Source organism: Chryseomicrobium palamuruense (genome assembly GCF_042649045.1).
GTDB classification, from domain to species: Bacteria; Bacillota; Bacilli; order Bacillales_A; family Planococcaceae; genus Chryseomicrobium; species Chryseomicrobium palamuruense.
The window spans coordinates 234,759-259,644 of record NZ_JBHSEF010000011.1; the positions used below are offsets into that span (position 1 = coordinate 234,759).

Genomic DNA, 24,886 nt, shown 5'->3' on the forward strand with positions numbered 1-24,886 from the left:
ATACTTTAGCGAGTTGAAGGGAGAAAGTGATTTTGCGTTACTTAACTGCTGGAGAGTCTCATGGCCCTCAATTAACAACAATTATCGAAGGAATTCCTTCCCAATTATCGATATCTACTGAAAAACTGAATGATTCTCTACGGAGACGACAGGGTGGACACGGGCGAGGCAGACGCATGCAAATTGAAAAAGATTTGATTGCAATCACCTCAGGTGTTCGTCATGGAAAGAGTCTTGGTTCACCGATCTGTTTACAGGTCACGAATGATGATTGGACACATTGGACCCATATAATGGGAAGCGAGCCTCTTGAAGAAGGCATGACTGAGGAGGATATTAAACGAAAAATTTCCAGACCTCGTCCAGGTCATGCAGATTTAGTAGGGGGCATTAAATATCAACACAGAGATTTACGTAATGTACTGGAACGATCATCCGCGCGTGAAACGACAGTAAGAGTTGCAGCCGGATCCATCGCTAAACAGCTCCTTGAGCAACTTGATATCCATGTTGTGGGCTATGTCACGACAATTGGGGGCATTCATGCAGACCGGTCGATTCCGGAAATTTTAACAGCTCAAGAAATTGCTGACAGAGCAAATGACAGTGCGGTTTATTGTTTAGACGAAGAAGCCTCGGGAGAAATGGTAACTGCAATTGATGCTGCTAAAAAAGCTGGTGATACCATTGGTGGTGTAGTGGAAGTACGTGTCACAGGATTACCACCAGGAGTAGGAAGCTATGTACACTATGATCGAAAGCTAGATGCACGCTTAGCATTTGCGATGATGAGCATTAATGCTTTTAAAGGTGTTGAACTCGGATTAGGATTTGAAATGGCGAACCTTCCAGGAAGTCAAGTCCATGATCAAATTCGGTATTCCGAATCAGAAGGGTATACGCGGGAAACCAATCGCCTCGGTGGAACAGAAGGGGGCATGTCGACAGGTATGCCGATTGTTGTTCGAGGTGTAATGAAACCTATACCTACCTTATATAAACCACTTGAGAGCGTTGATATTGAAACAAAAGAAGTGTTTAAAGCGAGTATCGAGCGTTCAGATGCCTGTGCAGTTCCAGCTGCTTCCGTAGTAGCTGAACATGTCATTGCGTGGGAAGTAGCACAAGTTTTACTTGATACGTTTCCAGCCGATCATTTACAACAATTGAAGGAATCGGTCGAAGCAAGGCGAACAGAAGCAAAGGAGTTTTAAAATGGAGCTTATCATTTCGACAGATTCTGCGACATATCCTGTCTTTCTAGCGAACGGAGCCACTTCTCAACTAAATTCACTTGTCAGTGATCGGTACGATTCCATATTTGTGTTTGCGGACGAAACCGTTTGGCATCATCACGCGGACTACTTTAATCAGCACGCAGCGTTTGATTATCAAGTCTTTGTTCTTCCTTCTGGTGAAGAGTCGAAAAGCTTCATTGTCTACGAACAAGCCCTCACTTTTTTACTCGAGAATCAAGCATCTCGAAAGTCGGTTATCCTTGCGATGGGTGGAGGGGCTGTCGGGGATTTAACTGGGTTTGTGGCAGCCAGCTACATGCGGGGAATTTCGTTTATTCAGCTTCCGACGACCATTTTAGCACACGATAGTGCGGTGGGAGGGAAGACAGGGATTAACCATCCACTAGGAAAAAATATGGTGGGAGCATTTCATCACCCACAGGCCGTTGTGTTCGATACAAACTATTTGTTGACCCTTCCCACGAGTGAAGTGCGATCTGGATTTTCGGAATTGTTGAAACATGCGTTGCTTTCTGATGCTAATTGGGTAGAGGAGTTACTATTAAAAGATTCACTTGACGACCTTCTTCTACTAAACTGGGAATTAGAACTTGCGAAGGGGATTTCTGTGAAGGCAACTATTGTGCAGAAGGACGAGTTTGAACGACATGAACGAAAGTTTTTAAACTTGGGTCATACATATGGGCATGCAATTGAAGGAGTTGTCGGATTTGGAAGGATCAAACACGGCGAAGCCATTGCACTGGGTCTCGTGGTTTCACTACTTCTTAGTAATCAAAGAAAACTAGCAAAAGTGTGGACAAAGAAATTATGTAACTATGGATATCCAACGGAATTTTTATTCGCCACTCCATTCTCGCAGTTACTTTCCTATATAAAAAAAGATAAAAAGAATCAACACGGGGAGCTCCATTTTGTAGTATTGCCTGAAATTGGTCAACCCGAGCTTACTATTGTTACGGAGCAAGAAGTGGAGAAAGCGCATACGCTTTTGCTTGCTTTGATAAAGGAGGAAACGGCATGATAAGAGGTATACGCGGAGCAACGACCATCACAGTCGACAACGCAGAAGCGGTATTCACTGCGACGCAACAGCTCGCAATAGAAATGGCCCTTCAAAATGACATCGCTCCAGATGACGTGGCTTCGGTGATCATCTCGACAACACCGGATATAACGTCTTCCTTTCCTGCTAAAGCGGTACGCATGTTAGATGGATGGAATTATGTACCTGTGATGTGCACGCATGAGATGAACGTTTCAGAGAGTCTCCCTAAATGTATTCGCATCATGATGCATGTCAACACCGATGTCAATCAACAGGATGTCGTTCATATCTATTTGAATGATGCAGTCACGCTTCGCCCAGACTTAGTGAAGAAATGAGGACTTGGTATGAAATTCAAAAAGCAGTTAGAAGGGTTACAAGCTTATAAACCAGGAAGAACGATGGAAGAAGTGAAGAAAGCATACGGCTTATCTGAAGTCGTGAAACTCGCTTCCAATGAAAATCCATATGGGTCGTCGCCCAAGATTCAACAACTTTTATCAGAAGGCGGAATGGATTTTGCATTATATCCAGACGGATATGCTGCATCCTTACGAGAATCGACAGCAAAGCATTTAGGAGTCAAAGAAACACAGCTGATCTTTGGAAATGGGTCAGATGAGATTATACTTTTAGTCACACGTGCTCTCTTATCACCAAGCGTTAATTCTATAGCAGCGTCCATCACCTTTAGTCAGTATGAACATAACGCGAAGATTGAAGGGGCAGAATGGATCTCCGTACCTTTAAAAGAAGACGGGACACATGACTTGGAAACCATGTTAGCAAAAGTTACGAATGACACGGCTGTTGTATGGATTTGTAACCCAAATAATCCAACTGGAACGCTGACACCATCGAAAGACATTTATTCGTTCTTAGAGCGCGTACCAAGTGACGTCCTAATCGTGTTAGACGAAGCTTACTATGAGTATGTTACTGTCTCTGACTATGAAAATTCGATTCCTTGGATTGAAAAATTCCCAAACCTTCTAGTTCTACGAACCTTTTCAAAAGCCTATGGGCTTGCTGCGTTCCGCGTAGGGTATGGCGTAGGGTCAGAAGAAGTCATCGCTCAGTTAGAACCGACACGTGAACCGTTCAACAATACGTCAATTAGCCAACAAGCAGCACTTCTTGCTCTTGAAGACCAAACATTTATTCAACAAACGGTCCAACAAAATACAGCAGGGAAATCTCAATATATCGAATTTTGTGAACGCCATCAGTTACGCTATTACCCAACACAAACAAATTTTATATTAATTGATATCGAACAAGATAGCGACCGTGCTTTTGAATATTTGATGTCAAAAGGATATATCGTTCGTAGTGGTGCGGCACTAGGTATTCCAGGTACATTGCGTATCACTATTGGCACGAAAGAGCAAAACGATGGGGTTCTTCACCATTTGGAGGAACTTGTAACCAAAGAGAAAGTGTGATTTTGATGAAAAAAACAATCGTCATGGTTGGTCTAGGTTTAATCGGCGGGAGTTTATCGTTAGCTCTTCGCCGGGATACGGCCTGTTTCGTGATTGGTTATGACCGGGATGCTAACACGGTTCGAACGGCAAGGCGTTTAGATGTGATTGATGAAATGGCCTATTCACTTGCGAAGTCTGTAAAAGAAGCGGATTACGTCATCTTTGCCACCCCTGTCAACACAACGAAAGAACTGTTAGTGCAAGCGACCAAGTGGGAACTGAAAGACTCGGCAGTACTTGTCGATACGGGAAGTACAAAGAAAGAAATCGTACAGCTTGCTAACGAACTTGGCTTGCCGTTTATTGGTGGCCACCCAATGGCCGGTTCGCATAAAAGTGGAATCACAGCTGCACGTGCACATTTATTTGAAAATGCCTATTTTGTCCTTTGTGCTTCCCATCATGTAACAGATCAACAATTGAACGCTTTTCAAGAATTGCTAGGTCCTACAAAAGCGAAAGTCATCGAAGTGAGTGCGGAAGAACATGATCAGATGACAGCGGTCGTTAGTCATTTTCCACATTTGATTGCGGCATCTCTTGTCCATCAATTAGAAGCGTCGAGCAGCGGGGACCTCACGAAGCAACTGGCTGCAGGGGGGTTTCGAGATACAACTCGAATTGCCTCGTCCAACCCGATAATGTGGCGTGATATTACTCTTCAAAATAAAGACCAGCTCTTGAACCAACTTCAGCTGTGGATGAGCGAGATGGAAAGAATGCACCAAATTTTAGTGGAGAGTAATCCGGAAACAATAGAGAGCTATTTTCGCCTAGCGAAAGATCAGCGAGACGCATTACCTATCCATTCCCAAGGGGCACTTTACAGTACATTTGATTTATACATTGATGTACCCGATTATCCGGGGGTGATTTCCGAAGTGACAGGGCTACTCGCGAAGCATGCCATCAGTATACTCAATATTCGAATCATCGAAACCAGGGAAGATTTGTATGGCGTACTCGTGATTAGTTTTCAGTCGGATGACGACCGGAATCGGGCCATAGATTGTATTCATGCTGAAACCATTTTTGAAACTTATATAGCTTAAGGAAGTGATTCTATGAATTTACCACCATTTCAAGGTTTCATCCGCGGGACTGTTCAAGTACCTGGAGACAAGTCGATTTCTCATCGATCCATATTATTTGGGGCGATGGCAAAAGGCAAAACTACGGTTGAAGGTTTTTTACTTAGTGAAGACTGCCACCGATCTATTGAATGTGTCCGAAAAGTAGGTGTCCAAGTTGACGTGGACCAGACAAATGTCACGATACAAAGTGACGGAATTGAATCGTGGCAAGAACCGACTGAAATTCTTTATACCGGTAACTCCGGGACAACGACACGACTTCTCGCTGGTATTCTCGCATCGAGTCGCATCGCCTCTGTCATGATTGGTGACGAGTCTATTCAGAAACGGCCGATGAAACGTGTGACTGATCCGCTGAAACAAATGGGAGCAGAGATCATTGGCCGGGAAAACAGCAAGTTTACGCCTCTTGCCATTCAAGGCAAAGAACTATCAGGGATCGACTATACGATGCCTGTTGCATCCGCTCAAGTTAAGTCAGCTATTTTGCTTGCAGGGCTCCGTGCAAAAGGAACGACGGTAGTGAGAGAACAAGAGACCTCCCGTGACCATACAGAACGGATGCTCACTCATTTTGGCGTTAAAATAGAAGAACAGGACCGGGTCATCACCTTAGAAGGCGGTCAAACTCTTCATCCAGCCCATATCGTCATTCCAGGGGATATCTCTTCTGCTGCATTTTGGTTAGTAGCTGCGGCAATCGTTCCTAATTCCTCTTTGACGCTCGAGAATGTGGGATTAAATTCTACACGAGACGGCATTATCGAGGTGTTAACTGACATGGGTGCTACTTTAGACATTTCAAAAGGCCAAAGTGCTTCTCATGAAGAAATCGGTACGGTCACCATTCAATCGAGTCAGCTGACAGGTTTGGAAATTAGCGGCTCACTCATTCCACGTTTGATTGATGAAATTCCAATCATTGCTCTACTTGCTACACAAGCTCAAGGAAAAACCGTCATCCGTGACGCCGAAGAATTAAAAGTAAAAGAGACCAATCGGATTGATGCCGTAGTCACTGAACTGAAAAAACTTGGTGCAAAAATTGAGTCGACCAAAGATGGGATGATTATTGAAGGCCCTACTCCTCTTACCGGCGGCAAGATAACCACATACGGGGATCACCGAATTGGAATGATGGGAGCCATTGCTTCTTTAATTTCAACAGATGCTATTCTACTGGATGATGCGGATTGTATCGCTGTAAGTTACCCCACATTTTTTGAAGATTATAAATTGGTCACAACAGGCTCGTAATGGGCCTGTTTATTTAATTTAGATGTGAAGTTTGTTTCAACTCAATCACTTCCGAACCAATGCGTTTTGATTTCACGTATTATCGTGTAAACTAGAGAACAAGAAAGAAGTGATGACCATGAAACGAAATGATATACTCCGACAAATCGAAACAGGAGATACCACGTGGCAAGAAAATCTTGAAGCGTATATTCTATCCGCAGAGCCTGATGAGTTATACCAAACATCAGAGGATATAGCTGCGTATGGCTTTGTAGAAGAAGCACTGGAAATTTTGAAACATCTCTCCTATCTGTTCCCGGAGGAAGAGCAATTGAAAGTAGACCAGGCTGTCTGGATGTTAGAGGTGGGTAGGGAGGAAGAAGGAGCTGAGCTTCTTCAATCTGTACCAGAAGTGTCGGATGCTTACCCTCAGGCACTGTTAACTATGGCAGACTACTATCAAATGACCGGACTCTACGAAGTTGCTGAACAAAAGCTTGAACAAGCCATTCGCCTTTATCCGGAAGAACCCATCCTTCAACTGGCAAAAGCAGAATTGAAACTCGAGACAGGCCGTTATTTAGAAGCGGCTCGTATTTTTGAAAATTTGTGGACACTTCGTTCTGAGCTACCACATGTTGATCTCGCCCGACGTTTAGCGGAAACGTACTCTGCAGGAGCTGCATTCGAAGAAGCCATCCCATATTATAAAGAAGCACTTCTTCAAGGAGAAGCGCCAGATTTATTGTTTCAGTACGGGTACGCACTATTTCAAACAGAGCAGTATCAAGCAGCCATTCAACAGCTCGATGAAGTTATCGCTATCGATCCGGATTACTTCTCAGCTTACCTCTTATCCTCACAAGCTTATGCAATGCTTGAAGAAAATGAAAAAGCATTAGAACGGATTGAGCAGGGAATCGAAAAGGATTCTTTTGAAAAAGAATACTATTTGGTAGCTGCTAAACTTGCGCTGAAACTGGGTCTAGAAAAGAAAGCCGAATCATATTTCCATGAAGCCATCGCATTAGATCCGGAATATATCGACGCGATTATTCATCTCGCCCAGCTTTATCTGCACCAAGAAGACTATGAGGCTATTATTCAACTGACAGAAGACGTTCAAAAAGATGGTTCAACGCTAACGTCCCTCTATCCTTATTTAGCGGAAAGTCATGAACAACTTGAAAATTACAAGCAAGCTCATGAATTTTATGAGCTCGCATACACTGAACAAAAAGAAGATGTCTATTTTCTGAAAAAGTATGCATACTTCTTACTAGAAGAAGGGAAAAGAGAAAAGGCCAAAGCAATTGTTCGCGAGCTCCAACAATTGGAACCGGAGTCCATGGAATGGGTTGCTCTGCTAGAAGATTTATAGGAGGGGAAAAATCGTGACAGCTTCTGTATCGGCTCATGAAAAACGCGACTTCGTCAAATGGCTACTGAAAAATTATCAATTAAAACGTCGGGAAAGCGTCTGGATCTTAAATTATTTGATGAGTCATGAGGAACTGTTAGAGAATGTGCATTTTGTTGAGGGTGTGGAACATTGTCCACGTGGTATGATGATTTCGACGACCTCTTCATCTGGTGCGCCCTTTCGGTTCTATAAAGGAACGATTGTATCAGCGGATGCAGAAAAATCCTTTCATGACATGAGACTGCATCCAAATGAACCGATGTATGTAGAACTTAAATTTCCAGATCAAGCACGCATTCCGGAATTTTTGGCTGTACTTGAAGACAATCCATACATTCCGATGAACGATGAATTAAAGAAAATGGATCAAGATACAGCTGACTTTGTAGTGGATTCATCGATACGATCCTACCAGTTGCAGCAACTGGAAACACAAATTGATCAAGCCCTTGATGAAGGAGACCGAGCCCTTTTCGAAAAATTGTCTCAGGACTATCAAAAGCTTGTGAATCAAATAAAGGAGTACTGATATGTTTTATACTGGTAAAGACGCGGCCATTTTTCTTATACAGCAAGATTTTATTGACACTGCTTTGATTCCACTTGTTCCGATCAGCTTCGATTCTAAAGAGATTCCTCAAGCTGCCTCTCAAGCAGATTATTTACTATCACTCGTAAATGCATTAGAAAATCAATTTAAAGGAAGAGTTGTCGCTTTTCCTTCTTTTTCTTATGTGAAGACCCAAAATAAACAACAACTAGTAAATGAATGGAAGACTGCAAGTGTCGATTCACCATTCAAGAACACTTTCTATCTCACAACAGATTCGGAATGGATAGGACTTGATGAAAATGTCTTATGGACGGCATCAATTCCACTTGATTCAATGGATTCCAAAATGCGATCCAAAATCATCGAGGATCAAATTCGCCAGCTGATCCCGAGAATTGCCGAAAGATGGAATAGCTAAGCAATTCATCTTAAAGTTTTAGACGATTTTAGGTTTCAACAAATGTTCACAAACTGTCGAAAAGCCTTTCGACGAATATTGATTTTATACGGTAGTTAAAGTATCATTGAACTGTCCTAGTATTATTTTATTCACGCAAGTATGTCCTTTGGACTGACCTTTACGTTAGAGGGGGGAAACCGATGAGCAACAACAAAGTAACAAGACGTCAATTTTTAAGCTACACGCTTACTGGTGTGGGCGGATTTATGGCTGCAGGTATGCTTATGCCAATGGTTCGTTTTGCAATTGACCCTGTTCTTCAGAAAAAAGATGGCGGAGACTTCATTCTTACGGATTTAGCAGTCGCAGATATTACTGAAGAACCGACTCGTGTCGATTTTAACTTCGAACAAGTTGACGCATGGTATTCATCTGAAGTTACAAGTACAGCATGGGTTTATAGAAATGGAGATGCCATTGTTGCCTTATCTCCTGTCTGTAAACATTTAGGATGTACAGTAGGATGGGCAACGGATAGTGCACATCCAGACAAATTCTTCTGTGCTTGCCACGCAGGATTATATGAAAAGAACGGCAAGAACGTTCCAGGAACACCACCACGTGGTCCGCTTGACATGTTTGAAGCACGTGAAAGTGCGGACGGACTGCTTGAACTGGGTCCAGTTGTTCCGAATACATTAGCGTAATAGAGGGGGTACGACATCGTGCTGAACAAGATCTATGATTGGGTTGATGAACGTCTCGATATTACACCAATTTGGCGTGACATCGCAGACCATGAAGTTCCTGAACACGTAAACCCTGCACACCACTTTTCGGCGTTTGTGTATTGTTTCGGAGGATTAACGTTCTTTGTTACAGTTATTCAAATTCTTTCAGGTATGTTCTTAACAATGTACTACGTGCCGGATATTGAAAATGCATGGAACTCCGTTTACTACCTTCAAAATGAAGTAGCATTCGGGGAAATTGTTCGGGGTATGCACCACTGGGGAGCATCGTTAGTTATCGTTATGATGTTCTTGCATACATTACGTGTTTTCTTCACAGGCTCTTATAAGAAACCTCGTGAATTAAACTGGATGGTAGGAGTAGGAATCTTTGGTATTATGTTAGGTCTTGGATTTACGGGTTACTTGCTACCATGGGATATGAAAGCACTATTTGCAACAAAAGTAGGTATTGAAATTGCTGCTTCTGTACCGTTTATCGGTGGAGCCATTAAGACATTACTAGCTGGAGATGAAACGATTCTTGGTGCGCAGACGCTTACACGCTTCTTTGCTATCCACGTGTTCTTCTTGCCAGCGGCATTGTTTGGATTACTTGCAGCTCACTTTATCTTAATTCGCCGTCAAGGTATTTCAGGTCCACTATAACAGGTTAGTGGAAAAAGAGGATAACAAGGAGGGGACTTCATGCATCGCGGAAAAGGTTTAAAATTCGTGGGTGACTCTCGTGTTCTGCATCCATCTAGCCGTAAGAAAAAAGGACCTAAAGATTACTCTGAGTATCCAGGTAAAACAGAAGCTTTCTGGCCAGACTTTTTACTAAAAGAGTGGTTGATTGGTTCTGTATTCTTAGTAGGTTATCTAATTTTAACGGTATCGCATCCAGCACCTTTGGAGCGACAAGCAGATCCGACTGACACTGCATACACGGCATTACCAGACTGGTACTTCTTGTTCTTGTACCAACTTTTAAAATATGAATTTGCATCAGGACCATGGAATATCATTGGTGCAATTGTCATACCAGGTATCGCATTCATGGCACTATTATTAGTACCATTCTTAGATACTTCAAAAGAACGACGCCCATTCAAGCGTCCATTACCAACTGGCTTTATGCTCTTAGCTCTTGCGTCTATGATTTTCTTAACTTGGGAATCAGTCGTAAATGTAGACTGGGATGCAAAACGTGCAGCTGGAGAGATTCGTGAAGAAGTAGCAGTTGAGTTTGATGAAAACTCAGAAGGCTATCAACTGTATTCCACATCGTCCTGTATAGGATGTCACGGGAACGCCTTTGAAGGTGGACTTGGACCAACTCTAGTTGGAACAGGTCTTACAGCTGAAGAGATTCACGATATTGCTGTTAACGGTATTGGAACAATGCCAGCTGGAACATATCAAGGTACGGATGAAGAGCTTCAACAGCTTTCTGAATTCATCTCGACTCTTGAACCAGCAGAATAATACTTAAAAAGGGAGTCAGTCATGACTCTCTTTTTTTTATCACTTGATGAGAGGGAAGCGAGTTATGATCACACTCATTCGTTCTGTACTATACGCAAAACCGATTATGTGGCTTTTGTTTATCATAAACTTACTTGGAACGATTTATGGCTACTATTGGTATAAAGGACAGCTGTCGATTACTGACCCGATCTACTATATTTTTGTTCCCGACAGCCCTACGGCCAGTCTGTTTTTCACATTTGCTCTTCTCGGTTGGTTGCTCGGTAAAAACTGGCGATTGATCGAAGCGTTAGCTCTCGTCACTCTTGTAAAATACGGCTTATGGGCTGTGGTGATGAATCTCCTTACCATTGGAGTGGATGGACCGCTAGATCCAATTGGTTGGATGCTCGTCATTTCACATTTTGGTATGGCCGTTCAGGCTATACTTTACTTTCCTTGGTATCGTTTTTCTTGGATTGCTCTAGCAATTGCAGCCATCTGGACACTACATAACGATGTCATTGATTACGTTTTTGGACAAATGCCCATCTATAGATCCCTGCTCCAATTTGCGCCTCAGATCGGGTATTTCACATTTTGGTTATCTATTGCCTGTATTTTGATTGCTGCGCTAAATATAAGCGAAAAGCGATACATGTCATTTGAAAATTCGCATAAAACTAGGTAGAATAAAAGTATATTAGAAAAGAGGGGGACCACAGTGAGTTATTTAATTTACTTTGCTGTTCTGTTGCTACTACCACTTTATGCGCAATTTAAAGTGAAAAGCACATACAAAAAATATTCTAAAGTCCGTTCCACATCAGGAATGACGGGTGCACAAGTCGCTCGTACGATTTTAGATGCACATGGTTTACAAGATGTACAAGTTGTTGAGAGTCGTGGATTTTTAAGTGATCACTATAATCCGATGACGCGCATCGTTGCATTATCTTCTCACAACTTCCATGAAGCGTCCGTTGCCGGCGCTGCTATCGCAGCACACGAAGTGGGACATGCTATTCAGCATAAAGAGGCGTATTCGTTCTTAACACTACGTCATAAGATGGTACCTGTAGCGAATATTTCTTCAAATGCATCTTGGATTTTCATACTGATTGGGATTCTTTCAACAATACCTGAAATGTTATTAGTTGGTATAGGTCTTTTAGCAGCAGGTGTTGTATTCCAAATCGTTACATTACCTGTTGAGTTTAATGCTTCAAGTCGTGCAATGAATGAAATGGTAAGTCTTAACTTAATTCGCAACGAAGAAGAACGTCACGCACGGAAAGTATTAAATGCCGCTGCGATGACTTATGTAGCAGCTGCTGCTGTTGCAGTATTAGAGCTTCTCCGCCTAATCCTCATCTATACAGGCATGAGTCGAAGTGAATAGAATCAAAAAAACTGCTTAGAGCACACGCTCTAAGCAGTTTTTTTAATGATGATTAGTCAAAAGGCTTCTTGTTCTCGTCCAGCGTAAATCCTTCACCCATCACATCATGAACATCAACAATCGAGACAAATGCATGTGGGTCAACCGACATGATGATATTCTTCAAGCGAACGATTTCATTTCGACCAATGACACAGTAAAGCATTTCTCGCTTGGCTTTTGAGTAGAAGCCGTGGCCATCTAATACTGTAACACCACGGTCCATCTCTTTGCCGATTCTTTCTGCTATCGCTGTCTGATGAGCCGATATGATAAATGCCCCTCGTGCTGAGTAAGCACCTTCTTGAACGAAATCAATGACGCGTGCGCCTATAAAGACGGCGACCAGTGTATACATCATGGAACGCTCATCGAGGAATGTCAGCCAAGAAATAAGAATAACCCCAGCATCAAAGAGAAACATTGTTTTCCCCATACTCCATCCAATATACTTATGAACAACACGCGCTAAGATATCCACGCCGCCTGTCGTACCGCCATACCGGAAGATGATTCCAAGTCCCACACCGACAAAAACCCCCGCAAATAAAGAAGCTAAGAACAAATCGTTTTGTAAACCGATCTGCACTTCGTATACTTGAAAGATCTTTAAGAATACCGAAACACCGACTGTACCTATCACAGTGTAAAGAAAAACTTTTCTACCGAGTAGACGCCATCCGATTAAAAACATGGGAATGTTTAATAATAAGTTCATTAACGCAACGTCCCAGCCGAAAACAAAGTACAAAATTAATGTGATTCCTGAAAACCCACCTTCACCTAATTCGTTCTGGATATTAAAATGAACAAATCCAAAACTGAAGACGGCCGCTCCAAATAAAATAAACAAAATGTTTTTAAGTTTTAAACCAGCTATCATTCCATCCACCTCAAATCTCATTATCTTTCATTTCATGGGCTTTGACAACAACAGTTTCAATGGATACGATTAGAGGTAAGGAGTGGTACATATGCAACAGAAAACGATACGTGACATGCAAGGGCAGGTCGATACATATATTAGTCAATTTAAAGAAGGGTACTTCCCTCCGATGGAACTTCTTGCTCGTCTGACGGAAGAACTGGGAGAACTCTCTCGTGAGATTCAACACCAGTATGGAATGAAAAAAAAGAAGTCAACGGAAGTTGAAAAAGCTATTGAAGAAGAACTCGGTGATTTTTTGTTCGTCCTCATCTGCTTAGCGAACTCAGAAAAAATCGATATGCAAAACGCATTAGATCGTGTAATGGAAAAGTATTCCTCTCGCGACCGTGACCGATGGACAAAGAAGGAGGAAAACTAAATGATACGTGTAGCAATTGCGGGACCGCGAGGAAATATGGGAAAAGAGGCAGTCAAAATGGTTATGATGTCTTCGAACTTTGATCTTATCGCTGTTCTTGATTCCAAAGAAACAATGATTCCCTTTTCATGTCCTGTCTTTACAGACCTTGACCAATTAATCACAGAATGTCAGCCAGATGTTCTTGTCGACTTAACATCTCCTGAACTAGGAATGAAACATACAACATTAGCACTCGAGAATAAAGTACATGCAGTAGTTGGAACAACCGGTTTTTCGGAAAGAGATTTAGAGAAGTTGAAAAATCTTTGTGAGCACCATCAAGTCGGTTGCATTATTGCACCAAACTTCTCCATTGGCGCTGTATTGATGATGAAATTTGCTGAACAAGCAGCACGTTATATGAGCGATGTAGAAATCATTGAGATGCATCATGACCGTAAGCTAGATGCACCATCTGGAACAGCGCTTAAAACCGCTGAAATGATTGGAACGCTGCGTGAACCACATCAGCAAGGACACCCGGATGAGAAAGAAACGCACCCGGGAGCTCGAGGTGCTTCCCTCGACGGCATTCGTCTACATAGTGTTCGTTTACCAGGGTTAGTTGCACACCAACAAGTTCTCTTTGGAGGCAATGGGCAATTGTTGACCCTTCGACACGATTCATTTAATCGTGAATCCTTTATGCCAGGTGTAGCTTTATGTATTGAAGAAGTGATGAAACGGAATACATTTATTTACGGATTGGAACATTTAATCGATTAGGAGATGACAAGATGAGACTCGCTTTAATTGCACATGATAAAAAGAAAGATGATTTAATACAATTTGTTACGGCGTATAAAGAAACACTTGAAAAACATGAATTATATGCGACAGGTACGACAGGCTCGCGAATTGAGGCAGAAGTGGGCATAGACATTCACCGTTTCAAATCAGGCCCTCTTGGGGGCGATCAGCAAATTGGCTCGGCCATAGCAGATAATCTGATGGATATGGTCATTTTCTTTCGAGATCCATTAACTGCACAACCTCATGAGCCTGATGTTACGGCATTGATTCGACTATGTGATGTATATCAGATTCCTCTTGCTACAAATATGGGGACCGCTGAAGTTCTGTTAAAAGGAATCGAACAAGGGTTTTTAGATTGGCGCTTGTTGGAAGATCGACGTGCACGCTAAGCGGAAATTGAAGATAGGGATTACGTGTTATCCAACTGTCGGAGGTTCGGGGGTTGTAGCAACCGAACTGGGAAAAAAGCTGGCTGAGAGAGGGCATGAAATTCATTTTATTACGTCAAGTATGCCATTCCGCTTGAAAGGTTTTTATCATTCAGTAACGTATCATGAAGTCGAAGTGAACAATTACTCCGTCTTTCAATATGCCCCGTATGACATTGCCCTAGCAAATAAGATGGCTGAAGTGATTGTGGATGAAGACTTAGATGTGTTGCATATGCATTATGCGATTCCGCATGCTGTTTGTGCTATTTTGGCTCGAGATATGTCAAAGCGTAACGTCGGAATTGTTACAACGTTACATGGAACAGACATCACCGTGTTAGGTGTCGACTCCTCTTTGAAAGGTGCGATTAAATACGGTATTGAGAGATCGGATATTGTGACGGCAGTTTCTAGATCCCTAGCGGAACAAACCTATGAATTAATACAGCCAAATAAAACGATTGAAACAACCTACAACTTTATCGATACCGCTGACTACTATCCTCAAGACGTAATTCATCTACGTGAAATCTTAGGAATTCTACCAGAAGAGAAAGTTCTGTTACATGTATCCAATTTCCGGAAAGTGAAACGTGTGCAAGATATCGTAAAATCCTTTATCTATGTTCGTAAACAAATGCCTTGTAAACTCATTTTAGTCGGGGATGGACCTGAACGGCACCCAATCCTTGAAGAGGTAAAAGGAACACCATATGAAAAGGATATTCTTTTTTTAGGTAAGCAAGAAAATGTGGCTGAGCTGTATGCACTGGCGGATTTATTTTTATTGATGTCAGAGAAAGAATCATTCGGTCTTGTTTTATTAGAAGCAATGGCTTGCGGTGTACCGTGTATCGGCACGAACATCGGTGGTATTCCAGAAGTCATCGATCATAATAAGAATGGCTTTATTGTAGAGTTGGGAGCAGTTGAAAAAGCAGCTCTATATATCGTAGAAATCCTATCGAACGAAAATAAATATCATCGATTTAGTGAACAGGCACTTCAAACTGTGACGGAGAAGTTCAGTATGGACACCATTGTTGATCAATACGAAAGCTATTATTACCAGGTGGCCTACGATGAAGAGTAGATGGCCTGCTGCTTTTCAAGTAATCGACGCCTTAGAGAGACAAGGCTTTGAAGCTGTCGTTGTCGGTGGAGCCGTTCGAGATTATTTGCTCGACAAACGTGTAAAAGATTACGACGTAGCAACAAGTGCGACGCCAGAAGAAGTCAAACGCGTGTTTACTCGAACCATTGATACAGGAATTGCACATGGGACAGTTACCGTACTTATGGGGCAACCTGTAGAAGTCACCACATTCCGTGTTGAAACGGAATATACTGATTTTAGAAGACCGGATACTGTGCAATTTGTCCGAAATTTAAAAGATGATTTAGCACGCCGTGATTTTACAATTAATGCAATGGCGTTAACGAAAGAAGATCAGTTGATTGATTATTACGGCGGAAAAGTGGACCTTGAGCAGAATGTCATACGTGCGGTGGGAGAAGCGGAGAAGCGGTTCTCAGAAGATGCTTTACGCATTTTACGTGGTATCCGGTTTACTAGTCAACTGGGCTTTTGCATCGAGAATCAAACCGATATAGCGATGAAACAGTGTGCGGCTCTTTTGACGCATATTGCAAAAGAACGTGTCAAACAAGAACTTGACCGAATCTGGACGAGTGCGAATCCCGAGAAGGCTCTGCGCTACTTAAGGCAAGAGGAACTGAATAAAGCTTTGCCAGGTGATTGGCAAGTCCTACCGTCACTAACAAAAGGATTTTTAACAGCCTCCCTAGGTTGGGCTTGGTATCACGCGTTTCAACCGTCCAGAATCGACCTACCATTTTCAAATGTAGAAAAGAAACTCATTCAAGAAACAAACGAAGTGATTGAACGTATTCATACGTATGGATGGACATATGAAGCAGTGTTTGGATTTTCTAAAGAATCTGTCCTGGTAAGCCATGTCGTTTTTAGTGAAGCCTCTCCTTTTTATACGGATGAAGAGGTCGAAAGTTGGCTGACAAAAGCACCTCTCCGGAGTCTCATCGACTTGTCCGTTTCAGGTCGTGAGTTGATCGAGTGGAGTGCAGCAAAACAGGGTCCATGGATTCGGACGCTGCAACAACAAATTGCACAACAAATCCTTCAAGGTCATTTAGAAAATACACAACCAGCAATCAAAGATTGGATGAAGAAGAATGACACCGAAACAACAAATTTTAGAAACTCTTAGAAATGCATCAGCACCCATTTCTGGAGAACAGCTTTCCACACAACTCTCCATTTCAAGAACAATGGTGTGGAAGCATATCCAATCACTCCTTGATGAAGGATACGATATAGAGGCTATTCGGAAAAAGGGCTACGTGCTCAACAAACTGCAAGAACCTCTTTCGGAAAATACCCTTACACCCTACCTTGAAACGGAAACCTATGCTCGTCAACTTATGATTTTAGAGAGTTGTTCGTCCACTCAAAAAGTGGCCAAAGAGTGGCTCGTCACGAACTCCTTTGATGGCATGTTGATCGTAAGTGAAGAACAGACGGAAGGAAAGGGACGATTGAATCGTTCCTGGAACTCTACAAAAGGTAAGGGATTATGGATGAGTTGGGTCATAAAACCTGCAATTCTTCCCCATGAGGCACCTCCCATTACACTTGTCGCTGCGCTCGCGATTGCTCATGCGATTGAACAAATCACTACATTGCAAGTGGATATTAAATGGCCGAATGATTTGTTGATTGACGGGAAAAAAGTAGGAGGGATACTTACCGAATTGCAGTCAACGCCGGAACAAATTGAAGCCATTATTTTGGGGATTGGATTGAATGTCAATCATCAACAAGAGGATTTTGAGGAATCCATACAAAAGATTGCGACATCACTTGCTATACATCATGAAACGCCTATCTACCGCTCGCAATTACTAGCGGAAATTGCGCTTCAATTAGAGGTGGCTATCCGTCAGTTTGAGAAGGAAGGTTTTGCACCATTTCGTGAGCGGTGGATTCGGCACTCTCCAATGATCGGGCAACATGTTACTGCCCAGACTGTTCGTGAAACCATTCAAGGAGTGGCTGTTGGAATTAATGAGTACGGGGCTTTGTTAGTAGAAACTTCTCAAGGCGTCATCCCCTTGTTTTCAGGTGATGTTACACTCAGTAAGCGGAAATTGGATTTTTAATAAGACTGTGATACACTCAATTTGGACAGTATCCACTGGAACTGTACCTTGCAGGACTCATGAATTGAACGACATGACTCGCCTTGATCTTTAAAAAGACAGGGACGGAAAAAACCTCACATGGAATTTTTCTGCCCTTGCGTCTTGTCGCAAGGGCTATTATAGGTTTTTTCCTCTTATTAAAAGGAGGAGCTAAACATGAAAACAACGATGGACTTTCGGAAGATGAAAGAGAACAATGAAAAAATAGTCATGGTCACGGCCTATGATTTTCCGGCTGGTCGAGCAGCAGAAAATGCGGGAGTGGATATTATTTTAGTGGGTGATTCGCTCGGAATGGTTGTTCTCGGGTATGACAATACAGTGGCAGTCACAATGGATGATATGGTTCATCACGGGAAAGCAGCGAGGCGAGGAGCCCCGAATACGTTTCTCGTTGTGGATATGCCGTTTGGCGTGTGTCACTTAAGCACGGATATTGCGCTTTTGCATGCTATCCGCCTTATGCAAGAAACAGGCGCACAAGCTGTTAAAATCGAAGGTGCGGGCGATATGCTTCCACTTATTCAAAAATTAACGGCCGCCGGAATTCCTGTGGTCGCACATTTAGGATTGACACCACAAACTGCAGGGGTATTAGGAGGATTCAAAGTTCAGGGAAAAACAGCCTCAGCAGCAAAACAGCTTCTCGAAGACGCGAAACGTCTTGAAGAAGCTGGCGCATTTATGATTGTGCTTGAGTGTATTCCGCATCAACTTGCTTCAGAAGTATCCATTCATGTTGTGGTACCAACCATTGGTATAGGAGCAGGAAAAGGAGCAGATGGTCAAGTCCTTGTTTATCATGATTTAGTAGGGTACGGGGAGCATCATGTTCCTAAATTTGTAAAACAGTACAGTCACATTTTTCCTTTAATCGAGGGAGCGATTCGCACTTATACGCAAGAAGTAAAAAATGAGCAGTTTCCTAGTGAAGTGCATCAGTTTACGATGAAAGAAGAAGAACGACTCGCCCTATATGGAGGAAAACAATGAAGATTTTGACGAGTAAACAACAAGTGCGCGAGTGGCGAAAAAGCCTGTCAGGCTCTCTCGGATTTGTTCCTACGATGGGCTATCTACACGAAGGTCATGCCGAGCTGTTAAAACAATCCGTTGCACAATGTGATAACACCTTGTTAAGCATTTTTGTAAATCCCACTCAATTCGGACCTAATGAAGATTTGGATCGGTATCCTAGAGATTTTGAACGGGACACACAACTAGCAAAAGAAATTGGTGTGGATGCCATATTTTATCCTTCTGCAGAAGAAATGTATAGTGTGCAAACATCGATTACCTTTGATAGTGGAAAAATGGCCGATGCCCTTTGTGGTAAAAGTCGTCCGGGTCATTTTGATGGTGTCCTTCAAGTGGTCACCAAATTATTTCATATCGTACAACCAGATGATGTTTTCTTTGGCCAAAAAGATGCGCAACAATTAGCTCTCATCGAATCTTTAGTTGAAGCATATGATTTTCCGCTACACGTACACCGTGTTGCGACTGTACGAGAGGCAGATGGGCTTGCGAAGAGTTCGCGTAATGTTTACCTCTCGGAGGCCGAGAGGCAAGAAGCCCCGATAATTTATCAAGCACTGCAGGAAGCTAAGGAGCTCTACTTGCAAACGGACTCTCGTGAGAAAGCACTTGCTCATGCGCGTGAAGTGATTTCTACGAAGACGAGTGGAACGATTGATTATATAGAGCTACTTAGCTACCCGAACTTGAATGAAAGAGAGAGCGCATCAACGATGATTTTAGCAACCGCTGTCTTTTTCTCCAAAGCGCGATTAATTGATAATTTAATAATAGAAAGAGTGCGTACCCATGCTTAGAATGATGTTAAATAGTAAAATTCACCGAGCCACTGTGACAGAAGCTGATTTAAATTACGTGGGAAGTATTACAATTGATCAGGATTTACTCGATGCAGTCGGTATGTTACCGAATGAAAAAGTCCATGTTGTCAATAATAACAATGGTGCCCGATTTGAGACGTATATTATCGCAGGTACCCGTGGCAGTGGAGTTATCTGTGTAAACGGTGCGGCTGCCCGTCTTGTACAAAAAGGCGATGTCGTCATCATCCTGTCTTACGTATACATGATGAATGAAGAAGCGAAGACCCATAAACCAACTGTTGCTATCATGAATCAAGACAACTCGATTCGTGAAATGCTTAATTACGAGCCAGAAGCAACTATCCTTTAATCAACAAACGCCATTTCTCTAGGAGAGTGGCGTTTTTATGTTACAATTTGATGGAATCTATAAGTACTGTGAGTGAATCAAATGAATGACAAATATGCAGTAGTGGATATTGAAACTACGGGGAGTTCTCCGAAAAATGGAGACCGCATCATCCAAATCGGCATTGCACGAATTGAAAATGGAGAGGTTGTGTCCACTTATTCGAGTTTCGTTAATCCTGAGAAAAAAATCCCCCCCTTTATTCAAGAGTTGACGGGTATTTCCAATGATCATGTTCAAAATGCCCCATTATTTGCAGAGATTGCAGAGGATATCTATAGAGAATTGGAAGGGACGGTATTTGTAGCTCACAATGTAAACTTTGATTTTCCTTTTTTACAGGGAGAATTGAAACGGTTGCAGCTTCCATTATTAAAAAATAAAAAAGCGGATACAGTCGAATTTGCTCGATTGATGTTCCCGACTGCCCTTAGCTATAAGTTAAGTGAAATCACACTTGAACTAGGAATCGAATTATCTCATGCTCATAGAGCAGATGCTGACGCTTACGCGACAGCTGAGTTATTTTTAGCATGTTGCAGAAAACTAGAAACGCTTTCTCAAGTAACCATCAAACAATTACATAAACGGTGTTTCCGGTTAAAATCTCACCTTGCCCCCTTGTTTTTTGAAGCGCTAAAAAAAGCAGATCGCCTGGTAACAACTACGAATCCAACCGAAGAGGTCGTAACTTCTGCAGAGTTCCCATCTTATCCTGAAACAATCGAGGAGAAAGTGACATTGTTGCGAGAAGTCTATTCGACAGTAGAACAACGGCCGTCTCAATTTGATTATATGGATACCGTGAAACAAGCTCTTGACACCCGATCTGAAATTGCTCTTGAAGCAGAAACGGGCATTGGGAAAACCATTGGCTACTTAGTCCCTTCACTGGCACATACTCAATCCACAGGGAAGAAGATAATCATTTCAACGTATACAAATACATTGATGGATCAATTAGTTGAAGGAGAGCTTGCTAAATTACAGTCAGTCTATCTTCATTCGTTTACTGTCGCCAAACTTAAGTCGTTTACCCATTATTTAGATAGAGGACTTTTGGCAATGCGTTTAGACTCACCTGATGAATCTTATGATGAATCATTTTCACTCATGCAAGTTTTAGTCTGGTTGACAGAGACAAAGACCGGAGATTTGTCCGAGTTGAATACGACAGGTGCTGGTCAACTCACCCTCGATAAACTTAGAAAGCAAAGACGTACGCCTGGTATTCAAGGGGATTTTTATGAACAAATTGTAGAAAAGGCTAAACAAGCAAGTATCATCGTGACCAATCATGCCATGCTTGTACATCATCCTGAGAGTCTACAATTTATCCAGTCCGATGTTGATGCATTAATTGTTGACGAAGCACATCATTTCTTAACAGCAGTTCAAAGTGCGAGTGAAAAAGCCATTTCATTTACGGATTGGAAATATTTATTTAGCCAATTCGGATTTCATGAAGCAACACAAGTCGGCTTTAAATTAGCACAGATTTTAGGATCAAATAAAGACCTCCTGCGAATAGCACAGCGTCTTGAGCTTGTTAATCATTTGTTTGATGAGCTGATCAGTCAGTTATCGAATACCGTTGGAAAAACGAAATCTAGTTATGGCTCCTCAAAAGTGACAGTCCCTTTAAGCGGAACACAAAATCTTTTTGTGGATTTCAGCAAAGAAGTCAATGAAGTTGTTCAGAAATTTGAGGAACTTTTATATCGTTACCCAGTGGACAATGTTATTGTACGTGAAGAAGTGAATTACTGGATTCGAGAACTTCGAACGGTTGCGTACGACTGGGAAGAATTCATGACTCATCTGGAGAGTCAAGCAAGTTGGCTGGATGCGGATAAACGAAGTATCCCAAGCTCATTTATTTTTAGGCAACGTCAATTGGACTGGAAAGAGGAAATCGAACGAAGTCTCACACCATATCGCGGGAAAAGCTCCATCATATGGACGTCAGGCACATTGACCGTACCGAATCATCCTTGGTTTATACTCGATCAATTGCATTTGCCAAAAGATACACCTCTTCGCAAATTTTATGCACAGGAATCGTTCTACTCGGGTGCACGCGTATTTGTAGTCAATGATGTACCTGATGTCACGCAAGTGGATCAAACGACATTTATTGAATCCATTGCAGACGTCATTATACAAACGGTCCAAGCTTCACAAGGTAGAACCTTTGTGTTATTCACATCTCAAGACATGTTAAGAAAAACGGTGGAATTAATTGAAGACAGCGGCCTACTTGAAGATTATTTATTTATTGCTCAAGGGATGAATGCAGGCAGCAAAATGAGGATGCTTCGAACATTCCAGCGTTTCCAAAAAGCCATACTATTTGGTACGACAACCTTCTGGGAAGGTGTTGACGTTCCAGGGGAAGCCTTATCAACCATCATCATGGTGCGTCTTCCATTTACGAATCCGGATGATCCCTATTTTAAGCAAAAAGCAGCAAGGTTAACTGCGGAAGGGGAAAATCCTTTTTCCAAACTGTCATTACCTGAAGCCATCATTCGATTTAGACAAGGATTTGGTCGACTCATAAGAAATTCGGAAGAAAAAGGTGCGTTCATCATTCTCGACCGTCGAATCCAAACAAAGTCCTATGGGCGTGAATTTTTAGTAGCTATACCAAATGTGCCAAAAGAAGAACTTTCCACGCAAAGCATGGTCGAGACTCTGGAATCTTGGTATAATAGCTAAGTAATTTGTAGAAAGCAGGGAAGCGAATGGAATCAAAAATTGAAATCATTCAAACAGTGACGATTGAGTATCAACCTGACCTATATAAAGTAATCGATGCTTTAAATCGTAGCTTAAAGAGAGACAATCTCATGTTCGGTTTAGCGCTGGATCAACAAGATCAATCAAAAGCGGTCTTTACCATTTACCGCACATGAAGAAATGGATGATATCGATACTCATCATCGGTGCTGTCTCTATATTTTCAGGAATCGGCATTCTCTATACGTTAGCTAAAAATCCACAAGATGCGGAATTTGAGAAAGTCACAAAGCTTGTACAGGATCAACAGTTAATCCAAGAGATAGAATCCGTTTATTCCTACAATAGTGTCAAAAGTTATATTACGGTCATCGGAAAGACAAGTGAAGAAGAACATGTTGCTTACTTAGTAGACAAAGAAAATTATCAATCCGCATTTGAAGTGAAACTCTCAACAGGTGTCACGAAAGAACATGCGGAAGAACTGGTATCACAAAATCAGGCAGTAAAAGAAATCTTATATACAAAGCTAGGATATGAAGAAGTCGGTCCTGTATGGGAAGTCACATATGTCAATGCAGAGGATGCGCTAAGTTATACCTACGTGAATTTTATAACAGGTGACTGGTGGAAACGTATCTCGAATTTATAAGTTGGAGGCTACTATGAAAAAAATTTTAATTAATCAAATGCCTAACATGATAGGCGAAGATGTGAAGCTCGGCGCGTGGATCGCAAATAAACGCTCAAGCGGAAAAATCGCGTTTTTACAATTACGTGATGGCACGGGGTTTGTTCAAGGGGTTGTCGTGAAAGCTGATGTTGGCGAAGAGATTTTCCAGCAAGCGAAATCACTGACACAAGAATCATCCGTCTATGTAACAGGAACGGTCACTGCGGACGAGCGAAATAGCTTTGGCTGTGAAATTCAGGTTACATCGATTGAACTGATTTCTGAAGCGGTCGACTTCCCAATCACACCAAAAGAACATGGAACAGAGTTCCTTATGGACAACCGTCATGTGTGGCTCCGCTCACGTAAACAACACGCTATTATGAAAATTCGAAATGAGATCATTCGTGCAACTTACGAATTCTTTAATAACGAAGGATTCGTTAAAATGGATCCTCCAATCTTGACAGGTTCTTCGCCAGAAGGTACGTCTGAACTATTTGCGACAAAATACTTTGACGAAGATGCGTATCTTTCGCAGTCTGGTCAACTTTATATGGAAGCTGCTGCAATGGCTATGGGAAAAGTATTTTCATTCGGTCCAACATTCCGTGCAGAGAAATCAAAAACACGTCGTCACTTAATTGAGTTTTGGATGATTGAACCTGAGATGGCGTTTGTCGAATTTGACGAGAGCTTGGAAGTGCAAGAAAACTATGTATCCTATATCGTTCAAGCCGTTTTGAAGAACTGTAAGCTTGAACTTGAGCGACTGGGACGTGATGTAGCCAAACTTGAAAACATCACTGCGCCATTCCCACGTATTTCTTATGACGATGCGATTGAATTCTTGCACAAACAAGGTTTCGATGACATTCAGTGGGGGGATGATTTTGGGGCCCCACATGAAACGGCGATTGCAGAAGCGTATGATAAACCTGTATTCATTACTCATTATCCGATTGGAATCAAACCGTTCTATATGCAACCGCACCCAGAACGTGACGATGTAGTTTTATGTGCGGATTTAATTGCACCTGAAGGATATGGAGAAATCATTGGTGGATCCGAGCGTATTTATGACTATGAACTAATGAAACAACGTATCAAAGAGCATAATTTAGATGAAGAAGCGTACAAGTGGTACTTAGATTTAAGTAAATATGGAGCTGTACCACACTCAGGCTTTGGACTGGGATTAGAAAGAACTGTGGCATGGATTAGTGGTTCCGAACATGTTCGGGAATCGATTCCATTTCCACGACTATTAAATCGTTTATATCCTTAAGGAGGCGAC

Annotated in this window: 28 protein-coding genes; 27 read left to right on the plus strand and 1 reads right to left on the minus strand. The window is 42.1% G+C overall.

The window, feature by feature from the left end:
- Window positions 1-32 precede the first annotated feature (32 nt).
- The 14 genes from aroC to ACFO0S_RS05770 all read left to right on the plus strand — a co-directional run bounded on the left by aroC (window position 33) and on the right by ACFO0S_RS05770 (window position 12,106).
- Window positions 33-1,214 carry a chorismate synthase gene (aroC, locus tag ACFO0S_RS05705; RefSeq protein WP_378140848.1) on the plus strand — a complete coding sequence of 394 codons (1,182 nt, stop codon included), beginning with the start codon at window positions 33-35 and terminating at the stop codon, window positions 1,212-1,214.
- Window position 1,215: 1 nt separating this feature from the next.
- A complete protein-coding gene (gene aroB, locus ACFO0S_RS05710) occupies window positions 1,216-2,283 on the plus strand; it encodes a 3-dehydroquinate synthase (RefSeq protein ID WP_378140849.1) in 1,068 nt (355 codons plus the stop codon).
- Entirely contained in the window at window positions 2,280-2,645 is a 366-nt protein-coding gene (gene aroH / locus ACFO0S_RS05715) for a chorismate mutase (RefSeq protein WP_378140850.1), read from the plus strand. The genes aroB and aroH overlap by 4 nt, the downstream gene beginning before the upstream one ends.
- 9 nt (window positions 2,646-2,654) lie before the next feature.
- The gene (hisC, locus tag ACFO0S_RS05720; protein WP_378140851.1) at window positions 2,655-3,752 is read left to right on the plus strand and encodes a histidinol-phosphate transaminase; all 1,098 of its coding nucleotides are present in this window, start codon (window positions 2,655-2,657) and stop codon (window positions 3,750-3,752) included.
- Entirely contained in the window at window positions 3,752-4,846 is a 1,095-nt protein-coding gene (locus ACFO0S_RS05725; protein ID WP_378140964.1) for a prephenate dehydrogenase, read from the plus strand. The genes hisC and ACFO0S_RS05725 overlap by 1 nt, the downstream gene beginning before the upstream one ends.
- A gap of 12 nt (window positions 4,847-4,858) precedes the next feature.
- On the plus strand, window positions 4,859-6,145 hold the full coding sequence (aroA, locus tag ACFO0S_RS05730) for a 3-phosphoshikimate 1-carboxyvinyltransferase (protein ID WP_378140852.1): 1,287 nt from the start codon (window positions 4,859-4,861) through the stop codon (window positions 6,143-6,145).
- Window positions 6,146-6,263: 118 nt separating this feature from the next.
- Window positions 6,264-7,508 (plus strand): tetratricopeptide repeat protein, encoded by a 1,245-nt coding sequence (locus ACFO0S_RS05735; RefSeq protein ID WP_378140853.1) that lies wholly within the window; start codon window positions 6,264-6,266, stop codon window positions 7,506-7,508.
- A 13-nt stretch (window positions 7,509-7,521) separates the two neighbouring features.
- Entirely contained in the window at window positions 7,522-8,079 is a 558-nt protein-coding gene (locus ACFO0S_RS05740; RefSeq protein ID WP_378140854.1) for a ReoY family proteolytic degradation factor, read from the plus strand.
- 1 nt (window position 8,080) lies between these two features.
- On the plus strand, window positions 8,081-8,521 hold the full coding sequence (locus tag ACFO0S_RS05745) for a DUF2487 family protein (RefSeq protein WP_378140855.1): 441 nt from the start codon (window positions 8,081-8,083) through the stop codon (window positions 8,519-8,521).
- Between the two features lie 182 nt (window positions 8,522-8,703).
- A complete protein-coding gene (locus tag ACFO0S_RS05750; RefSeq protein ID WP_378140856.1) occupies window positions 8,704-9,210 on the plus strand; it encodes a QcrA and Rieske domain-containing protein in 507 nt (168 codons plus the stop codon).
- An 18-nt stretch (window positions 9,211-9,228) separates the two neighbouring features.
- Window positions 9,229-9,903 (plus strand): menaquinol-cytochrome c reductase cytochrome b subunit, encoded by a 675-nt coding sequence (gene qcrB / locus ACFO0S_RS05755; protein ID WP_378140857.1) that lies wholly within the window; start codon window positions 9,229-9,231, stop codon window positions 9,901-9,903.
- 39 nt (window positions 9,904-9,942) lie between these two features.
- Window positions 9,943-10,722, plus strand: coding sequence for a menaquinol-cytochrome c reductase cytochrome b/c subunit (locus tag ACFO0S_RS05760; RefSeq protein ID WP_378140858.1), 780 nt, complete (start codon window positions 9,943-9,945; stop codon window positions 10,720-10,722).
- Window positions 10,723-10,786: 64 nt separating this feature from the next.
- Window positions 10,787-11,395 (plus strand): lipoprotein heptaprenylglyceryl N-acetyltransferase LhaT, encoded by a 609-nt coding sequence (lhaT, locus tag ACFO0S_RS05765; RefSeq protein WP_378140859.1) that lies wholly within the window; start codon window positions 10,787-10,789, stop codon window positions 11,393-11,395.
- Between the two features lie 33 nt (window positions 11,396-11,428).
- Window positions 11,429-12,106, plus strand: a complete 678-nt coding sequence (locus tag ACFO0S_RS05770; RefSeq protein WP_378140860.1) for a zinc metallopeptidase — start codon at window positions 11,429-11,431, stop codon at window positions 12,104-12,106.
- 52 nt (window positions 12,107-12,158) lie between these two features.
- Here ACFO0S_RS05770 and ACFO0S_RS05775 read toward each other — a convergent pair whose 3' ends face one another.
- Window positions 12,159-13,028: a YitT family protein gene (locus ACFO0S_RS05775; protein WP_378140861.1), complete on the minus strand. Its 870-nt coding sequence runs from the start codon at window positions 13,026-13,028 to the stop codon at window positions 12,159-12,161.
- 91 nt (window positions 13,029-13,119) lie between these two features.
- Between ACFO0S_RS05775 and ACFO0S_RS05780 the strand changes: the two genes are divergently transcribed.
- The 13 genes from ACFO0S_RS05780 (at window position 13,120) to asnS (ending at window position 24,877) form a co-directional block, all read left to right on the plus strand.
- On the plus strand, window positions 13,120-13,452 hold the full coding sequence (locus tag ACFO0S_RS05780; protein ID WP_378140862.1) for a nucleotide pyrophosphohydrolase: 333 nt from the start codon (window positions 13,120-13,122) through the stop codon (window positions 13,450-13,452).
- Window positions 13,453-14,220, plus strand: a complete 768-nt coding sequence (gene dapB / locus ACFO0S_RS05785) for a 4-hydroxy-tetrahydrodipicolinate reductase (RefSeq protein WP_378140863.1) — start codon at window positions 13,453-13,455, stop codon at window positions 14,218-14,220. It abuts the gene before it with no gap.
- A gap of 11 nt (window positions 14,221-14,231) precedes the next feature.
- Complete coding sequence (gene mgsA / locus ACFO0S_RS05790; protein WP_378140864.1) at window positions 14,232-14,639, plus strand: methylglyoxal synthase; 408 nt, start codon at window positions 14,232-14,234, stop codon at window positions 14,637-14,639.
- Window positions 14,629-15,774: an N-acetyl-alpha-D-glucosaminyl L-malate synthase BshA gene (bshA, locus tag ACFO0S_RS05795; protein WP_378140865.1), complete on the plus strand. Its 1,146-nt coding sequence runs from the start codon at window positions 14,629-14,631 to the stop codon at window positions 15,772-15,774. The genes mgsA and bshA overlap by 11 nt, the downstream gene beginning before the upstream one ends.
- The gene (locus ACFO0S_RS05800; RefSeq protein WP_378140866.1) at window positions 15,764-16,930 is read left to right on the plus strand and encodes a CCA tRNA nucleotidyltransferase; all 1,167 of its coding nucleotides are present in this window, start codon (window positions 15,764-15,766) and stop codon (window positions 16,928-16,930) included. The genes bshA and ACFO0S_RS05800 overlap by 11 nt, the downstream gene beginning before the upstream one ends.
- A complete protein-coding gene (locus ACFO0S_RS05805) occupies window positions 16,896-17,882 on the plus strand; it encodes a biotin--[acetyl-CoA-carboxylase] ligase (protein WP_378140867.1) in 987 nt (328 codons plus the stop codon). The genes ACFO0S_RS05800 and ACFO0S_RS05805 overlap by 35 nt, the downstream gene beginning before the upstream one ends.
- A 198-nt stretch (window positions 17,883-18,080) precedes the next feature.
- The gene (gene panB, locus ACFO0S_RS05810) at window positions 18,081-18,917 is read left to right on the plus strand and encodes a 3-methyl-2-oxobutanoate hydroxymethyltransferase (protein ID WP_378140868.1); all 837 of its coding nucleotides are present in this window, start codon (window positions 18,081-18,083) and stop codon (window positions 18,915-18,917) included.
- Window positions 18,914-19,759, plus strand: a complete 846-nt coding sequence (panC, locus tag ACFO0S_RS05815; RefSeq protein WP_378140869.1) for a pantoate--beta-alanine ligase — start codon at window positions 18,914-18,916, stop codon at window positions 19,757-19,759. The genes panB and panC overlap by 4 nt, the downstream gene beginning before the upstream one ends.
- Entirely contained in the window at window positions 19,752-20,135 is a 384-nt protein-coding gene (gene panD, locus ACFO0S_RS05820; RefSeq protein ID WP_378140870.1) for an aspartate 1-decarboxylase, read from the plus strand. The genes panC and panD overlap by 8 nt, the downstream gene beginning before the upstream one ends.
- A gap of 81 nt (window positions 20,136-20,216) precedes the next feature.
- Window positions 20,217-22,895: a helicase C-terminal domain-containing protein gene (locus tag ACFO0S_RS05825; protein WP_378140871.1), complete on the plus strand. Its 2,679-nt coding sequence runs from the start codon at window positions 20,217-20,219 to the stop codon at window positions 22,893-22,895.
- A gap of 26 nt (window positions 22,896-22,921) precedes the next feature.
- Window positions 22,922-23,092 (plus strand): YpmA family protein, encoded by a 171-nt coding sequence (locus ACFO0S_RS05830; RefSeq protein ID WP_378140872.1) that lies wholly within the window; start codon window positions 22,922-22,924, stop codon window positions 23,090-23,092.
- 8 nt (window positions 23,093-23,100) lie between these two features.
- Window positions 23,101-23,568 carry a hypothetical protein gene (locus tag ACFO0S_RS05835; RefSeq protein WP_378140873.1) on the plus strand — a complete coding sequence of 156 codons (468 nt, stop codon included), beginning with the start codon at window positions 23,101-23,103 and terminating at the stop codon, window positions 23,566-23,568.
- A 13-nt stretch (window positions 23,569-23,581) separates the two neighbouring features.
- The gene (gene asnS, locus ACFO0S_RS05840; RefSeq protein ID WP_378140874.1) at window positions 23,582-24,877 is read left to right on the plus strand and encodes an asparagine--tRNA ligase; all 1,296 of its coding nucleotides are present in this window, start codon (window positions 23,582-23,584) and stop codon (window positions 24,875-24,877) included.
- Window positions 24,878-24,886 lie beyond the last annotated feature (9 nt).

Excerpts from the sequence above, each read along its gene's own strand:
- ACFO0S_RS05760 (WP_378140858.1), top strand. The coding sequence starts at position 9,943 with ATGCATCGCGGAAAAGGTTTAAAATTCGTGGGTGACTCTCGTGTTCTG.
- ACFO0S_RS05780 (WP_378140862.1), top strand. The coding sequence starts at position 13,120 with ATGCAACAGAAAACGATACGTGACATGCAAGGGCAGGTCGATACATAT.
- dapB (WP_378140863.1), top strand. The coding sequence starts at position 13,453 with ATGATACGTGTAGCAATTGCGGGACCGCGAGGAAATATGGGAAAAGAG.
- ACFO0S_RS05835 (WP_378140873.1), top strand. The coding sequence starts at position 23,101 with ATGATATCGATACTCATCATCGGTGCTGTCTCTATATTTTCAGGAATC.
- ACFO0S_RS05805 (WP_378140867.1), top strand. The coding sequence starts at position 16,896 with ATGACACCGAAACAACAAATTTTAGAAACTCTTAGAAATGCATCAGCA.
- panD (WP_378140870.1), top strand. The coding sequence starts at position 19,752 with ATGCTTAGAATGATGTTAAATAGTAAAATTCACCGAGCCACTGTGACA.
- mgsA (WP_378140864.1), top strand. The coding sequence starts at position 14,232 with ATGAGACTCGCTTTAATTGCACATGATAAAAAGAAAGATGATTTAATA.
- ACFO0S_RS05750 (WP_378140856.1), top strand. The coding sequence starts at position 8,704 with ATGAGCAACAACAAAGTAACAAGACGTCAATTTTTAAGCTACACGCTT.
- ACFO0S_RS05830 (WP_378140872.1), top strand. The coding sequence starts at position 22,922 with ATGGAATCAAAAATTGAAATCATTCAAACAGTGACGATTGAGTATCAA.
- ACFO0S_RS05800 (WP_378140866.1), top strand. The coding sequence starts at position 15,764 with ATGAAGAGTAGATGGCCTGCTGCTTTTCAAGTAATCGACGCCTTAGAG.
- lhaT (WP_378140859.1), top strand. The coding sequence starts at position 10,787 with ATGATCACACTCATTCGTTCTGTACTATACGCAAAACCGATTATGTGG.
- ACFO0S_RS05775 (WP_378140861.1), bottom strand. The coding sequence starts at position 13,028 with ATGATAGCTGGTTTAAAACTTAAAAACATTTTGTTTATTTTATTTGGA.
- panB (WP_378140868.1), top strand. The coding sequence starts at position 18,081 with ATGAAAACAACGATGGACTTTCGGAAGATGAAAGAGAACAATGAAAAA.
- ACFO0S_RS05745 (WP_378140855.1), top strand. The coding sequence starts at position 8,081 with ATGTTTTATACTGGTAAAGACGCGGCCATTTTTCTTATACAGCAAGAT.
- ACFO0S_RS05825 (WP_378140871.1), top strand. The coding sequence starts at position 20,217 with ATGAATGACAAATATGCAGTAGTGGATATTGAAACTACGGGGAGTTCT.
- asnS (WP_378140874.1), top strand. The coding sequence starts at position 23,582 with ATGAAAAAAATTTTAATTAATCAAATGCCTAACATGATAGGCGAAGAT.
- panC (WP_378140869.1), top strand. The coding sequence starts at position 18,914 with ATGAAGATTTTGACGAGTAAACAACAAGTGCGCGAGTGGCGAAAAAGC.
- hisC (WP_378140851.1), top strand. The coding sequence starts at position 2,655 with ATGAAATTCAAAAAGCAGTTAGAAGGGTTACAAGCTTATAAACCAGGA.
- aroH (WP_378140850.1), top strand. The coding sequence starts at position 2,280 with ATGATAAGAGGTATACGCGGAGCAACGACCATCACAGTCGACAACGCA.
- aroB (WP_378140849.1), top strand. The coding sequence starts at position 1,216 with ATGGAGCTTATCATTTCGACAGATTCTGCGACATATCCTGTCTTTCTA.
- ACFO0S_RS05735 (WP_378140853.1), top strand. The coding sequence starts at position 6,264 with ATGAAACGAAATGATATACTCCGACAAATCGAAACAGGAGATACCACG.
- aroA (WP_378140852.1), top strand. The coding sequence starts at position 4,859 with ATGAATTTACCACCATTTCAAGGTTTCATCCGCGGGACTGTTCAAGTA.